This is a genomic window from Arthrobacter sp. TJ-238 (assembly GCF_058269215.1).
The window spans coordinates 1-14,707 of the sequence record NZ_JBZCNH010000011.1 but is presented as its reverse complement, the minus strand read 5'-3'; the positions used below and the strand labels follow the sequence as shown (position 1 = coordinate 14,707).

Genomic DNA, 14,707 nt, shown 5'->3' with positions numbered 1-14,707 from the left:
CCCCCGATTGCAATGGAGCAACGAGATGTCTCTGCAACCCGCGTTCTCGGCGCAGGACTGGCCGATCGCCACCTGCCTGCACGGCATTTCCACGGTGAGCAGGGACGGCGTGGCACTCCACGACGCCGCCCCCGAGGCGTGGGACGACATGTTCAGCCAGGTGGAACACGTCGGTTTCTCGCTGGCCGAGCTCGCCGACAGCCATGTCCGGCCCGCCGATCTCGAACCGTCCCGGCGGGACGAATTCCTGTCCATCGCCGCCTCGCACGGCGTCCGGATCCCGTCGGTCCACCTGCAGCGGCAGAGCGTGATCATGCCGGGTCACGAGGAGCGCAACCTCGCCTACGCACACCGCACGATCGATGCGGCGGCCGAGTGGGGCATGGAGGTCTTCTCCACCGGACTCCACCAGCCCTTCAGCGAGGCGCAGCGGCGGGCGCTCTGGTTCTGGACGGCGCAGGGACCGAAGGACCCGGACGATCCGGAGGTATGGCAGGCTGCGGTCACGCGCCTTCGTGAACTCGGCAGGCATGCCGCAGACGTCGGACTGAAGATGTCACTCGAACTGTACGAGGACACGTACCTCGGCACCGGTGACAGCGCCGTGCGGCTCGTCGAGGAGATAGGCCTCGACAACGTGGGGATCAATCCGGACATCGCCAACCTCATCCGCCTGCACCGCCCCGTGGAGGACTGGCGCGAACTCCACACGAAGCTCCTCCCGTACGCCAACTACTGGCACGTGAAGAACTACACGCGGGACGAGGCCGCCGACGGCTCGTGGGCGACGAGCGTCCCCAGCTCGATGGAGGCCGGGCTGATCAACTACCGCCAGGTCATCCGCGACGCCCTCGAGCTCGGTTTCGACGGCATCTTCCTGTGCGAGCACTACGGCGGGGACAGCCTCGGCAACTGCGCCACCAACCAGACCTACATCCGCTCACTCCTGCCTGGGAAGAAGGACGCATGACCCCGAAGAGAATCGCCGTCGTCGGATCGGGCTACATGGGCGGCGGCATCGCCCAGGTCCTCGCCCTGGCCGGGCACACCGTACGCATCGCGGACGTGAGCGCCGAGATCGCGGCGTCGAACCTCGAGCGCCTGTTGACCGAGGCGGAGCAGTTCACCGCCGACGGCCTCTTCCCGGCGGATGCACGCGAACGCATCGAGGCGAACGTCTCGGCCGCCGAGTCGATCGAGGACGCGGTGTCCGACGCCGAGTTCATCGAGGAGGCCGTGCCGGAGCGCATCGAGATCAAGCACGAGACACTGCGGCGGATCTCCGCGGCGGCCAGGCCCGACGCCATCATCGGCTCGAACACCTCCACCATCCTGATCGCGACCCTTGCTGAGGCCGTGAAGCATCCGGAGCGCTTCCTGGGCGTCCACTTCTCGAACCCCGCACCCTTCATCCCCGGCGTCGAACTCATCCCGCACCCGGACACGGACGACGGCGTCATCCCCGTGGTCGAGGAGATCGTCGCGTCCACCGGCAAGGAGACGGCGCGGGTGAAGGACGCCACCGGCTTCGTGCTGAACAGGCTCCAGTACGCGCTGTTCCACGAGGCCACGCAGATCGTCGAGGAGGGCATTGCGACCGCCGACGACATCGACACGATCGTCCGCACGACCTTCGGCTTCCGGCTCCCCGTCTTCGGCCCTTTCGCCATCGCGGACATGGCCGGACTCGATGTGTACTCGTTCTGCTATGCGTCGCTCCAGACGCGCTGGCCCGAGCGCTTCGCGACACCGGATTCCCTGAAGGAGCTCGTCGACGCCGGCAAGTTCGGCACCAAGACCGGCGCCGGCTACCTGGACGTCCCGGCGGAGCGCACCGCGGAACTGATCGCGTACCGCAACAAGGCATACGTGGCCATCAAGAACCTCATGGACGAACTCGGTCCTGCACCCATCCACTGATCGCAAGGAGAACCCCTCGTGGCATCAGCATTCCCCGACTCCAGGTCGGTCATCCTCACCGGCGCCGCCTCGCCGCGCGGCATCGGTCGCGCGTCGGCGCACTATCTCGCCGGGCTCGGCTGGAACATCGGCATCATCGACCTCGACGAGGAGGCCGCGAAGGCTGTCGCCCGTGAGATCGCCGACGAGCACGGCGTCACGGCAGCCGGGGCCGGAGCGAACGTGGCGAACGAATCGGAGGTGCGGGCAGCCTTCGACAGCCTCGAGGCCGAACTCCCGCAGGTCGTCGCCCTGGTGAACCTCGCCGGCGTCTCCAGCCCCGTGCCCTATCTCGAGGTCACCGCCGAGGAGTGGGACCGCGTCATGGGCATCAACATGAACGGTGTCCACTACGCCACCCGGCGGGCCGTCGAGTCCATGGTCGGGCACGGCGTGGGCCGGGTGGTCAACCTGTCCTCGGTGTCCGCGCAGCGCGGCGGCGGGACGTTCTCCAAGACCGTCTACTCCGCCGCGAAGGCCGGCGTCATCGGCTTCACGCGCTCCGTGGCACGCGAGCTGGGCGGGGCGGGCATCACCGTCAACGCCATCTCGCCCGGTCCCATCGACACGGACATCATGGGTGGCACGCTCACGGAGGAACGGAAGTCCGCCATGGCGGCCGACGGCGTCCTCCCGCGCATCGGCACCCCCCGGGACATCGCAGCAGCCATCGCCTACCTCATCAGCGAGGACGCCGGATTCGTGACGGGCCAGACCCTGAACGTCGACGGCGGCCTCTACATGCACTGATGGGCGACTGGTCGAAATCCCGCATCCTGTTCCTCGCCGTCGGCATCATCCTCGTCGGTATCGGGGCCTGGCTCATCTTCCCGTCACTCCTGGGCTGAGCCGCACACCACCACACCAACCGCACTAAGGAGAGTCCCATGTCCGCTACGGACGCGGTCAAAGACGACCTGGACAGCCCCGCGCTTGCCTCCGCCGTCAAGAAAGCCGCACGGCACCTCATGCCGATGCTCATCATCCTGTACTTCGTCGCGTTCCTGGACCGCACGAATGTGGGATACGCCGAAGCGGCCCTCGAGATGGACCGCGGCATCAGCGCCGGCGCTTTCGCCCTCGGTGCCGGCATCTTCTTCATCGGCTACGCGATCTTCGAGATCCCGTCCAACCTGCTGCTCAAGAAGTTCGGTGCCAGGTGGTGGCTCGCCCGCATCGCCATCACCTGGGGAATCGTCGCCTCGGCCTTCGCCTTCACCACCGGCGACACCATGTTCATCGTCCTGCGGTTCCTGCTCGGAGTGACAGAGGCCGGGCTCTTCCCCGGCGTCATCATGTTCCTCTCCGAGTGGTTCCCCAACAAGGTCCGCGTCCAGATGTTCGCCCTGTTCTACCTCGCGCAGCCCTTCTCGCAGATGCTCGGCAATCCGATCTCCGGCGCGCTGATCTCGTTCGGTGACACCTACACCCCCTGGCGCGGCTGGCAGGTGATGTTCTTCACCGAGGGCATGATGGCGGTCGTCGCCGGCATCGCGGCCATCTTCTTCCTCATCGACAGTCCGCAGAAGGCGAAGTGGCTGGACAAGGACGAGAAACGGGCGCTGCTCAGGGTCATGGAGGCGGAGGACGAGGTCCGCAGCACGGACGGGCCCTCCGGCATCCTGCGGGCCATGGGCAACTGGAAGGTCTGGTACTTCACCGTCATCTACTTCTGCCTCCAGGTGGCCGTCTACGGCACCACGTTCTACCTGCCGCAGCAGGTCCGGCGCATCATCAGCCCGGACGCGGAGTTCTGGCAGATCGGCCTCATCTCGGCCATCCCGTGGTTCGTCGGCCTGTTCGTCTGCTACTTCGTGGGCAAGAACGCGAACACCATCCGGCGTCGGCGCACATGGGGGACCATGTTCTACGTCTCCACCGGCCTGGCGACCATTGGTGCAGCGTTCGCCGGTGAGAACGGGATGCCCGTCCTGGCGATCGCCTTCCTCGTGATCTCGGTCTCCAGCTTCCTGGCCTGCGGTCCCATCACGTGGTCCTACCCGACGGCGTTCCTCACCGGCACGGCAGCGGCAGCGGGCATCGGGCTGATCAACTCGCTGGGCAACCTCGGCGGGTTCGTGGCCCCGATCATGCGCACCGCGATCGACGAACGCTTCACGACGGAGACAGGGCTCTACGGCACCATCTCGGTGGGCGTCTTCGCCTTCCTCGCCGCGGTGATGTTCATCCTCACCAAGAACATGCGGTCCCGCTCGGATGACCTGCTGGCGGCCGAGGAGAAGACAGCGGCGGCAGCACCCGGCCACTGACGGGAACGACCACCGGCGGCGGTACGCATCCCTCCGTACCGCCGCCGGTGGGCACCCTGCCCCCCCCCCCCAGGCGTCCACCCACGGCACGACGGAGCGCTGCATGCCCACTGAAACGAACCTGTTGTCCGACTACCCGTCAGAAGTATCCATCTCCGCGCTGGAGGTGGCAGCGGCCGTCCGGCCCTCCGGGGGCCGGCCGCGGATCTTCGTCGTCCTCGACGACGACCCGACCGGGACGCAGTCCGTCGCGGACCTCCCCGTCCTGACCCGGTGGGAGATCGAGGACTTCTCCTGGGCCTTCCGTCAGGGGAAACCGGCGGTCTACGTGCTCACGAACACCCGCAGCCTCGACGCACCGGAGGCGGCGGCCCGGAACGAGGAGATCGTCCGGAACGCACTCGCCGCAGCGGCAGCAGAATCCACTGCCCTGCGACTCGGCTTCGTGAGCCGCGGCGACTCCACCCTCCGCGGGCACTATCCCCTCGAACCGGACACCATCGCCGCGACCGTCCTCGATGCCACGGGGGAACCCACCGACGGCGTCGTGATCGTACCGGCCTTCCCCGACGCCGGACGTGTCACGATCGGCGGCGTGCACTACGTGCGGGCCCCGGACCTCGGCGAGGACCAGCTCGTTCCCGTGTCGGATACGGAGTTCGCCCGGGATGCCACCTTCGGGTACCGGAACGCCTCCCTCGCGCAGTACGTGGAGGAGAAGACCGGCGGACGTGTGCCGGCGGCATCCGTGATCGTCCTGGACCTCGGCATCATCCGTGCAGGAAGCATCGGTGGCGGCGCTACGGCATCGGCCCGTGCCATCGCGGATGCCGTCGCCGATGCAACCGGGGCGACACCGATCGTCGCCGACGTCGTGACCGAGAACGACCTGCGTGCCCTGGCCCTCGGCCTGGAGGAAGCGGAACGCCGCGGCAAGAGGCTCCTGTACCGCGTCGGACCGCCCTTCATGCGGGCCAGGATCGGCCAGGACATCCGGGCGGAGCTCAGCGGCCACGAGGCCTATGCCGGCAACGAGCCGGCGGCGGCGGGCGGGCTGATCGTGGTCGGTTCGCATGTCGGGGTCACGACCCGGCAGCTCGGCATCCTCACCGAGCAGCACCGGCGGGCGCACATCATCGAGATCGACGTCGAGCAACTCCTGGGCGAGCGTTCGGCCGACCACCTCGACGCGGTCGTCGAGGAGGTCGTCACCCGGCTCACACAGGGCGACGTCATCCTGCAGACGAGCCGTCTGCTGGTCCGGACCAGCGATGCCGCCGCCAGTCTCGGGATCGCCCGGACCGTCTCGGCCGCCGTCGTCGCCGTCGTGAACCGCACGCTGGCAGTGTCCCCGCCCCGCTTCGTGATCGCCAAGGGAGGGATCACCTCCTCGGACGTCGCCGCCCACGGGCTGCAGATCAGGCACGCCATGGTCCGCGGACCGATGCTCCCGGGCATCGTCAGCCTGTGGGAGCCGGTCGACGGACCCGCGAAAGGCATCCCGTTCGTCGTCTTCGCCGGCAACGTCGGAAACGATTCATCCCTCGCCGAGGTCACGAGGAAACTCAGCTCCACCTTCTGACCCCTCCCGACAGCTCCTACCCCAGCATTGGATGCGATCCCCATGACCGAAAGCTACTCCGTCACAGTGCTCGGCCTCGGCGCCATGGGCCTGCCGATGGCCACCCGCCTCGCCACGGGCCTCACGGTCCACGGCTTCGATATCGCAGAGCCGCGGCTCGCTCTGGCGCGCGACGCCGGTATCCGCACCTTCGCCTCCGCGCAGGAGGCTGCGACGGGCACGGATGCCCTGCTGCTCGCGGTCCGCAACGGCGAACAGCTCGACGACGTCCTGTTCGGTGACCAGGGGGTGGCTCCCGTGCTGAGGGAGGGCGCCGTCGTCATCCTCACCAGCACCGTCGGGACCGACGCGATCCCGGCCACCGTAGCGCGCCTCGCGGACCACGGCGTCGCCCTGGTCGACGCACCGCTCTCCGGAGGGCCGAAGCGCGCCGGCGAGGGTGACCTCCTGATCGTGGTGGGAGCCGCCCCCGCCGCGCTCGAGGGAGCCCGCCCCGTCCTGGACCTCCTGGCGTCCACCATGACCGTGGTCGGGGACAACCCCGGGGACGGCCAGGCACTCAAGACCGTCAATCAGCTGCTGTGCGGCGTGCACATTGCAGCCGCGGCCGAGGCGATGGCCCTCGCCGACGCGCTCGGACTCGATCCCGCCAAGACCCTCGCCGCCCTCGAGGCCGGGGCGGCCGGCTCCTTCATGCTCTCCAACCGCGGCCCGCGGATGCTCGAGGCCTACTCGGAGGAGGGGGCGGAGGTGCTCAGCCGCCTCGACATCTTCGTCAAGGACATGGGCATCGTCGGCAAGGCCACCCGTGCCGCGGGCCTCGCTTCTCCCGTGGCCTCGGCTGCGGAACAGCTCTATCTGCTGGGACAGGCGCAGGGACTCGCCGCAGCGGACGACTCGGCGGTGATCCAGGTCATCGCCCCCGCCAGGCGTCCCTGAGGAACTGCCCGCACCACACTTCTCAACGGTCCCGGATGCCCCTACGACACAGAAGATTCCTGCGAGCCTTCCCGTTGCGACTCTCCTGGAATCAAGCCACCGATCATGGAGATCTTCACTGCCCACTGCGCCTTGCGCCATGACACTGTCTTGAAGACCTGTAGGTATTCGATACGCACTGGAGGGAAGTCGCGCCTGTCGAGGGGTCTCTCAGCGAACCCACTCTCGGACAGGGCTCATTCCGTCATCGCACACGCGACGTCGAAGTGCTCTTCGTGTCAGGCGACGCCAGGAATTACGAAATCTGCTCGCTTGCGGGTGTTGTCTCGTTCGAAGAAAGCGTCTTCCTCGATCATCCAGCGATGCCAAAGATCACGGTGAGTATCTCCGTCGCGTTCCAAGCCCCTGCGCAGTCGCTCGACCGCGGGAGTCTCCATCCAGACGCGGCAGGCGAGGTGGTTCGAAGCTTCTGCCCTGGAACAGGTCACACCTTCGATAACCACCACGGGTGACCACTGAACAGTTCGCCATCCGGCCAAGCCGTCTCCGAACTCATCGCCAGCCCAATCGCGCTGTTGGTAGGTGGCGTCTTGTCCGCTCAGTAAGGGGTTCAGCACCTGATCCTCGAATCGATCCCACCAGCCGGAGAAATTGTTCCACGATACGAAGTCATCAATCTGAATGAGCGGCGCACCTAGCCTTGAAGCCAGCGGCAGCGCGAAGGTGGATTTCCCTGCACCGGATGGACCGTCTACCCCGATGATACGGACGCCTGCAACGGGCGCGGACAGGACGAACTTACAGATCTCATCGACTCGACGAGATGCTTCTTCTTCCATCGAATCATCCTCATCAGCGTGTTCGCTGGTCTCGCGGATGGCTGCGTGCGCGCCCTAACGGAGGTCTTTTGGACCCTCCCATTATGCTCAGGGCTGCTGCGCGTGACACCTTGGGCAGCCGACCGTGAATCCATCTGGCCCAGGCAATCCAGGATCAGAGCAATCCGCACTCCGCCTTGACCTCCCGTTGTTCCTTGCAGGGAGCATGCCGCGTTCGCAACGTGGCCGACCCGACACTTCTGAGAGATGATTTCAAGAAGCCCGGCACAGCTACTCGCCGGCGATTTCCGGGAGCACGGTGCCCACGGGCTGAATGGACCTCGAGGCATATCAGCCATCGTCGACCTATCAACAGCGATGCGCTGGGCAAGGGTGATCTGGTCGGGCAAATGTCCTTTGCCGGCCTCTGTAGCAGCGAAGATTGTGGCCCTGTCAGTTCAGCGCCATCCTCTTCCTTCCATAGCGGGGAGAATCTGCTACCTCGCTAAACGGTGTTGCATCGGCTTGTGGGACAGATTGAACCGATGTCAGCAAACACACCTGTGGCGGGCAAGCAACGGCTGGTCCTCTAAGAAGGCCTCGTGCTCATCTGACGTGTCATGTCCGGGATGGTGAGCACGGGGACGACCACGACGTCGTTGACCTTCCAGTCCAGGCGCTTCAAACCGGCGTGAACCTCCTCGAGCTCGTCGATGCTGACGGGCCGGTCCCGTGTCGGGACGATGAATGCCTCGATGTGGAATACCTGCCCTTCGTCCCGCACCCGGGCGCCGACGTCCTGCGCCCATGTCAGTCCGTTCAGGTAGTCCTCGACCTTGCCCAGCAGGGGATGTGGCCCGGCGTCATCGTAGGTGGTGGCCCTGGCGTCCAGGAGCCCTTTGACTGCCGCGCGGACGTTCACGAATCCGTCGCGCACGATCGAGAACGCGACGATCAGCGCTGCGGCAGCGTCAGCCCACGACAGCCCGAACCCGATGCCGGTGACTCCTACGATGACGGCGACTCCGGTCATCCAGTCCGCCTTGTTCATGTCGGCGTCGGCGAAGAGGACCTTGTTGTGCAGTGGTTCGGCGAGTTTGAGTTTCATGCGCCCGAGGATGACGGGAGGGATGGAGGTGAGCGCCATGGCTGCGATCATCAGCCAGCCCAGCCAGAAGGTGTGCCCGAAGACCGTGATGCCTCCGATGGTGGGGTGCTCAGCGGTGATGAGCTTGATCGCCGAGTCGATGATGAGGTAGCTGCCCATACCGGCAAGGGCCGTCGCGGCGACCAGGTGCGACACCCCGATTGCACGGTGGTGTCCGAACGGCCGGTCAGTGGAAGCCGGCCGGCTGGCGACCCTGATCCCGATCAGGAACGCGATCGGAGGAATGAAGGACAACATGTCCTCGATCCACGCCGTCTTCATCGCCTGCGAGTTCCCCAACACGAGGAAGATGATGCTCACTGTCACGACCAGTACACCGATCGTGACCCATTCCAGTCTGATCGCTCGTCGAAGCGCCCGGTGTACTTCTTCCGGCATCTCCGACTCACCCCAGTCGCCGGTCACCGGGTTCCGTCCTTCCGACCCCGGAGAAACGTATCGACATCCAGGAGGAAAGCATTCTCGCCGAGTGGGACTGCAAGGACGTGGCGGCGCCAGGGTGACGCTTCATTCGGTAGTTGTCGACATTCCCATGGCCGCGATGATGGCTGCCGGTTGCCTCGTGGCGCTGGTAATGATGATGACGGGCTGACAGTGCGGGACGATCGTCGCCCTGTCGAACCGCTCGCATCGTTGCAGCGTACTGTCGAAAGCAGCATCCGGAAGCTGCACCGGAACCGGGTTGAAGGAGGACACGATGATCATCGCCAGTACCAAGCTCCTCAGGTGTCGTCCAGGTCCTGGTCCTAATCCTGGTTCTGGTCCTCGGAACGTCATCCTGTTCGGACGTGAAGATGTCAGCAATGTGGTTTGACTCCTGGGCGGACATTGTCCGGGTCCTCATCGTGGGGGCGGTGTCGTATGTCACGCTGATCGGGGTTCTGCGGGTTTCCGGCAAGCGGACGCTGAGCCAACTCAACGCTTTCGACTTCATCATCACCGTCGCGCTGGGATCGACCTTGGCGACGATCCTGCTCAGCTCCGACGTCGCGTACGCCGAGGGACTCACGGCCCTGCTCCTTCTGGCGGGCCTGCAGTTGATCGTCGCCTGGGTTTCCGCACGCTGGCCCCGCGCACGGAACACGGTCACGGCGAAGCCCACCGCCCTCGTCGTCAACGGAGTGTTGCAGCATGACGAGCTCCGCCGCAACCGGCTCACCGAGTCCGAGGTCCTGCAAGCCGTGCGCAGTACCGGCACCGGGGATCTGTCCTCAGTTGCAGCAGTCGTACTGGAGACGAACGGGAATGTCAGTGTCATCCCGGCTACGTCGCTGGGTAGCGGTTCCGCATTGAGCGGTGTCGCGGGGTACGCCGACACAGATGGGTGAACAGATGGGTAAGGCGTGAGTGCTGATGGACGAGGTTTGATGGAGCCCGTGAACGAATCGGTGGCGGGGCGTGACGCGGGCCTGCTCCGCGCGGAGGCCGTAGCGGCCCGCCTGGACAAGCCCATGGGTATTCTGGGCGTCATCTTCCTGTTCGTGGTGCTCGGGCAGATCCTGGCCACCAGCGCCGGGATGATTGTGTTCTTCACCGTGGTGGGTTGGCTGTTCTGGGCGGTGTTTGTCGCCGAATTCCTGCTCCGCGCCTACATCGCGGGCTTCAGCGGAGCGTTCTGGAAAAAGAACTGGTGGCAGGTCGTGTTCCTCCTGGTGCCGTTCCTGCGTTTCTTCCGGGCCCTGCAGGCCCTTCGCCTCGTCCGCTTGGCCCGTTTCTCGCGCTTCGGGGGCATCATCTCTGCGGGTGTGCGCGGCTCGAGATCGGCTGGGCGGCTTCTGTCCAGCCGTATCGGGTGGCTGGCCGCCACAACCGCAGTCGTCATCCTCGCTTCGAGTCAGCTGCTGTATGCGACAGGCACCCACCCTTCCTACGCGGATGCCCTTTTCGAATCGGCGATGGCAACGATCACCGGCAGCGGTCTCACCCCGACAACGCCCTTCGCCCGCATCGTGCAGGTGGTCCTCGCGGTCTACTCCGTTGCGGTCTTCGCCACTCTCGCTGGGTCCCTCGGGGCCTTCTTCCTGCGCGGGGCCGACCCGTCCCCTTCACCAGATGCCCCCGATCCACCCTCGATCCCAGAACACCGGTAACTGCAGGGCAACGGAATGACCTACTGGCAACGGAATGACCTACTGATAGCGGCATTGGCGACCGTGACGGTCAGGGCAATTGACTCTTCATCACGGCTTGATACCGGCGAGCTTCTCCGTCAGATTCTGTTGAATCACCGCGTCGAAGGGCGAACCACTCACAGCCGTATGCACTCGTTGGATCTGCGCGTGAAGTGGGCTAGCGAGGCGGGCCAAAGAGCCGGCATGGGTTGTGCTGAGGGTGATTTCCGAGAGCATGTCGATGGTCCGGGCGGCTGTTCGCGGGTCGGTGAACGCATAGGTGATGAGTTGATCCATGACCAGTTCTAGGAGCCCAGTGAAGGTCGGAAGCGTCAGCTGCACTCTTGCGACCCCTTCACCGTCGGTGAGCGTTCTTGGTCCCGTTGACCGGTCGGTGAGAGAGCAAAGGATCGCGGAGATATGGCTCAGGGCGTGGACGGCTGTGGTGGGGTCATTCACCCCCGGAGACAACGCCTTATCAGTGACATCGAGAAGCTGCTGCAGGCCGAAGGACGGGTCCTGCGTCGCGGTACGCTCAAAACCGGTCCGGAACGCCGCACGCACCTCCTGCGCTACCTCTTCGCCTCGTCCGTCATCGAGTGGCGCCCCATTCGTGCTCCACATTCGGGCAACCGGGATGCCCTCGACCAGGGAGGTTCCAGGGGCGACGTCGACGCTGACGAACACCGCCCGTCGGGTAGCACTAGCTATGAGTGCTACCTCGTCGACCCGAGTAAGGAAACCCGAGCGCGGGGCCAGTAGCGGTAGGCCTCCGGTGCGGGAGAGTTGTTCCTGGTTCTCCTTGAATTCTTGGTCGGGGTAGATCCGCTTCAGCGTGTGCTCTGCCTCGCGGTGCACATCGCGCAGCATGGTTTCCACGCGGATCTGCCGCGCCAGGTGTGCCAGGAACAGGACGAGGCCCACGACGCTCGCGATGGTCAGCATGAACGCGGTCGTGACAGCGACCTCCGGGACGAAGCTAGCACCGGCGCTACTCTCCACCCGGATGCTTCTCAGCACGGTCAGAGCGAAGACGAACGTCGCGAGGAACAATGCGAGGGTGTTGTGAACGAACCGATCCCGGGTGAAGGTGCGCAGCAGGCGCGGGGAGAACTGACTGCTGGCCAGCTGGAGGGTCACGACCGTCAGGGAGAACGTCAGCGACGTCACGGTGATGGTCGAACTCGCGATCGTTTCCAGCAATGATCGTGCTGCCTCGGGCCCCCCACCGAAAAGAACACCCGAGACCACCGCAGGCATGCTGTCGTCGAGGCGCTCATCCAGGAACGGAAGAACCTGACCCACGACGAGTGCGATGAGGACAGCGGCCAACGGGATCGGCCATAGCTGGGCTCGGAGGGACTCCCGAACAGACTGCCCATCGATGCGACTCACCTCAGATCGACCTCCCTGTCCTTGTCCTGCGGTCGTACGTCATCACATGCCGGTCATCGCCTGGACGAAGGGCATTGAAACACTGGGACAGACAAGTACGTGCGCCCTCAGGGAAAGCGTCACTCGGGTAGGTAGGGCCGGTACCGCTCAAGGGTCCCGTCGACGACCGGAACGGCCAGCTCCGTTGTTTCGCCGTCGGCCTCGACGGTGATGGTCGTATTAGCCCCCGGCGCATCCCCTGCTGTCTCGAAGATCGCCTCGTTGGTGTCGAACGGGTACTGCCCATTGCCAGCGATGGCGATGGTGACGCTGTCATCATCGTCGCTGAACGTGACCTCGAGAGGCTGATCCGTCTCGTTCTCCAGGGTGCCCAGCAAGCGCGCAGGCTCGCCCTCATCCGCGGACACCAGCAGGACACTCAGGAGTTCCACAGACCCCACCGACCCGTCCTCGCCTACGGCGATCGCGTCCCTATCCTCCTCCGCCGGGCTCGAACATCCCGTTCCTACCAAGACCAGAAGAAGGCCAGACATCGCAGTCCATCGGGTACGACGAGTAGCAGGGAGAGCCGTTTTGAAGGGAGTCATCGATGCCTTTCCAAAGCGGAGGGAGCGCGGCGCGGGTCCACGCCACGGGAAAGCACGTCCTTCGACCATAGATGCGTAGCACCGAGCAGCCAACCGAAAACAGAGTGGAACAGAGAATCGTAACCATACTGACAACCGCCAACCATCCGGCGAGCAACGGGATGCGTTTGGCGTGACCCCTCCCCCGGGATCACAGGCCTCCTCCTGTCTCGGAAACAAGCCTGATCACCACATAGTGAAGAACTCAGCGGTTGATAGAGCAGCTGGTGAAGTAGTTGGTGGAGTGCCAATGGCGGGGATGCTGCAGGACATGGTCCTCGAGAGCAGTGATGTCGAGGAGTTCCTGACGAACCCGGCGAAACTCGCCGCCAGCAGGTTCTCGTCTCGGGGCACCGAGGTTCTCGGCGCGGTGACACTACTGCGGCCACGCTCGAAGGCGACTGTGGCCAGCAGCAGCGACCACGCGAAGAACATGGACGAGGACCAATACGCCTTCAATGACGGGCCCTGCCTGCGTGCCGCCCGGGAGAACAAGACCTACACGGTCACCGATTTCCGCACCGAGACCAGGTTCGGTGAGTACTCCCACGCGATCGCAGGTCACGGGCTGCGCTCCGCACTGGGAATCCCCATCCCGCTCGATGCAGACGCAAGCGCGGGCCTGAATCTGTATGCACCCACGGCGAACTACTTCACAGCCCAGGATGTCGCCGAAGCCGAAGCGCTGGCACGGGAAGTATCGAAGTCGTTGCGCACGGCGGTGCGGATCGCGAAACTCAACGCCGTCGCCGCGAAAGTCGTCACATCCATCGGACAGGAAGCCCTCCGCACCCACTTCGACGGGTAGCCCAACCTGACCAGCAGACACCACCGGCGCCCTACTACGGCCTTGCTGGCCGCGGAGGCATAAAGACTGGCACGTGCTCTGGGAAAAGTGAGCGCTGACTCACTCGAAACCAACCATGGTTGTGCAGCGGTCAGCCTCATCAACGGATCCTTTGATTGAACGACTGGTTGGCAGCCGGGAGCACCCCTCGGTGTACGTAGATGGCACCTTTCCGTACATCTTCACCGTCCGGGTCAAACGCCCACTGCTCGCCTTAGTGCTGGCGCGCACCACGACTCCAGCTAAAGGATGAGCGTCGAAGGACCGGTCACCGGACATGATGCGGCCACCACCAGATGGATCAATATGCTCGACGAATGCCGTCCGCTGTGATGTCAGGTCGAGGTCTTCAGTGGGAAGACCGGACAGTGCGCACTTCCGATGGTCGAGGCAAGTCGGTGACCACCAGGGTCGACCTGGCGATGCTCGACGAGGTCACTGCTCGGTTCGGGACGCGCGCCCCTCGCGGTCACCGCCCGTCGCCGAGCCGAAGGCGTGCAGATCGAGCTCGACGCTCAGAAGGTCGGAGGCCACTCGCCCGCGCACGCTCGTCCCCTGCTCGTCGAGAGGCGGGCTCATGACCGCGGCACCGAGCCGCCCGGGAGCGGAGAGCACGATCGCTCCGGAGACGCTGGACTTCGCGGGGATGCCGATTGCACGCATCCAGCGGCCTGAGCCGTCGTACACACCGCAGGTCGCCATGACCGAGACGACGTCGCGCGCCACGGCCGGCGGGACGACGCGCTCCTCCGACACCGGGTTGACTCCGCCGCAGGCGAGGGTTGCTCCCATCACCGCGAGTGCCTTCGCGTCGACCAGGACGGCGCAGGCGCGAGCGTAGACGGCGACGGCATCGTCGGCACCGACGTGCAGGGTTCCCTCCGCCCGCATGAGGTGTGCGAGTGCGTGGTTGCGGTCGCCGAGGAGGTGTTCGTTGTGGGCGACGCTTTCATCCACTTCGAGCCGACGCCCGGCGAAGGCGGAGAGGCCTC

At 65.3% G+C, this 14,707-nt stretch carries 15 protein-coding genes; 9 read left to right on the top strand and 6 right to left on the bottom strand.

Features of this window, described 5'->3' with window-relative positions; genetic code table 11:
• Positions 1–25: 25 nt before the first annotated feature.
• The 6 genes from AC4D2O_RS17980 to AC4D2O_RS17955 all read left to right on the top strand — a co-directional run bounded on the left by AC4D2O_RS17980 (position 26) and on the right by AC4D2O_RS17955 (position 6,750).
• On the top strand, positions 26–970 hold the full coding sequence (locus AC4D2O_RS17980) for a sugar phosphate isomerase/epimerase family protein (RefSeq protein ID WP_490908745.1): 945 nt from the start codon (positions 26–28) through the stop codon (positions 968–970).
• Positions 967–1,920 carry a 3-hydroxyacyl-CoA dehydrogenase family protein gene (locus tag AC4D2O_RS17975; RefSeq protein WP_490908744.1) on the top strand — a complete coding sequence of 318 codons (954 nt, stop codon included), beginning with the start codon at positions 967–969 and terminating at the stop codon, positions 1,918–1,920. Before AC4D2O_RS17980 ends, AC4D2O_RS17975 begins: the two co-directional genes overlap by 4 nt.
• Before the next feature lie 18 nt (positions 1,921–1,938).
• Positions 1,939–2,709 (top strand): SDR family NAD(P)-dependent oxidoreductase, encoded by a 771-nt coding sequence (locus tag AC4D2O_RS17970; RefSeq protein ID WP_490908742.1) that lies wholly within the window; start codon positions 1,939–1,941, stop codon positions 2,707–2,709.
• Between the two features lie 137 nt (positions 2,710–2,846).
• Entirely contained in the window at positions 2,847–4,229 is a 1,383-nt protein-coding gene (locus AC4D2O_RS17965; RefSeq protein WP_490908740.1) for an MFS transporter, read from the top strand.
• Between the two features lie 103 nt (positions 4,230–4,332).
• A complete protein-coding gene (locus AC4D2O_RS17960; protein ID WP_490908738.1) occupies positions 4,333–5,811 on the top strand; it encodes a four-carbon acid sugar kinase family protein in 1,479 nt (492 codons plus the stop codon).
• 42 nt (positions 5,812–5,853) lie between these two features.
• Positions 5,854–6,750 carry an NAD(P)-dependent oxidoreductase gene (locus AC4D2O_RS17955; RefSeq protein ID WP_490908737.1) on the top strand — a complete coding sequence of 299 codons (897 nt, stop codon included), beginning with the start codon at positions 5,854–5,856 and terminating at the stop codon, positions 6,748–6,750.
• A gap of 278 nt (positions 6,751–7,028) precedes the next feature.
• Here AC4D2O_RS17955 and AC4D2O_RS17950 read toward each other — a convergent pair whose 3' ends face one another.
• The 3 genes from AC4D2O_RS17950 to AC4D2O_RS17940 form a co-directional block, all read right to left on the bottom strand.
• Positions 7,029–7,589, bottom strand: coding sequence for a uridine kinase family protein (locus AC4D2O_RS17950; protein WP_490908735.1), 561 nt, complete (start codon positions 7,587–7,589; stop codon positions 7,029–7,031).
• A 568-nt stretch (positions 7,590–8,157) separates the two neighbouring features.
• Positions 8,158–9,042 carry a cation efflux transmembrane domain-containing protein gene (locus AC4D2O_RS17945; RefSeq protein WP_490908733.1) on the bottom strand — a complete coding sequence of 295 codons (885 nt, stop codon included), beginning with the start codon at positions 9,040–9,042 and terminating at the stop codon, positions 8,158–8,160.
• 201 nt (positions 9,043–9,243) lie between these two features.
• Positions 9,244–9,441: a hypothetical protein gene (locus AC4D2O_RS17940; RefSeq protein WP_490908732.1), complete on the bottom strand. Its 198-nt coding sequence runs from the start codon at positions 9,439–9,441 to the stop codon at positions 9,244–9,246.
• Between the two features lie 89 nt (positions 9,442–9,530).
• Here AC4D2O_RS17940 and AC4D2O_RS17935 point away from each other — a divergent pair, with 89 nt between their 5' ends.
• A complete protein-coding gene (locus tag AC4D2O_RS17935) occupies positions 9,531–10,064 on the top strand; it encodes a DUF421 domain-containing protein (RefSeq protein ID WP_490908809.1) in 534 nt (177 codons plus the stop codon).
• Positions 10,065–10,112: 48 nt separating this feature from the next.
• Positions 10,113–10,826, top strand: a complete 714-nt coding sequence (locus tag AC4D2O_RS17930) for a hypothetical protein (RefSeq protein ID WP_490908731.1) — start codon at positions 10,113–10,115, stop codon at positions 10,824–10,826.
• A 90-nt stretch (positions 10,827–10,916) separates the two neighbouring features.
• Here the strand turns inward: AC4D2O_RS17930 and AC4D2O_RS17925 are convergent, their stop codons facing one another.
• On the bottom strand, positions 10,917–12,242 hold the full coding sequence (locus tag AC4D2O_RS17925) for a DUF2254 domain-containing protein (RefSeq protein WP_490908729.1): 1,326 nt from the start codon (positions 12,240–12,242) through the stop codon (positions 10,917–10,919).
• A 119-nt stretch (positions 12,243–12,361) separates the two neighbouring features.
• Positions 12,362–12,775 (bottom strand): hypothetical protein, encoded by a 414-nt coding sequence (locus AC4D2O_RS17920; protein WP_490908728.1) that lies wholly within the window; start codon positions 12,773–12,775, stop codon positions 12,362–12,364.
• 343 nt (positions 12,776–13,118) lie between these two features.
• Between AC4D2O_RS17920 and AC4D2O_RS17915 the strand changes: the two genes are divergently transcribed.
• Positions 13,119–13,676, top strand: coding sequence for a GAF domain-containing protein (locus AC4D2O_RS17915; RefSeq protein WP_490908727.1), 558 nt, complete (start codon positions 13,119–13,121; stop codon positions 13,674–13,676).
• Between the two features lie 474 nt (positions 13,677–14,150).
• Here AC4D2O_RS17915 and AC4D2O_RS17910 read toward each other — a convergent pair.
• Positions 14,151–14,707, bottom strand: a 557-nt coding sequence (locus AC4D2O_RS17910) for a glutaminase (protein WP_490908726.1), incomplete at its 5' end; no start/stop codon positions are given.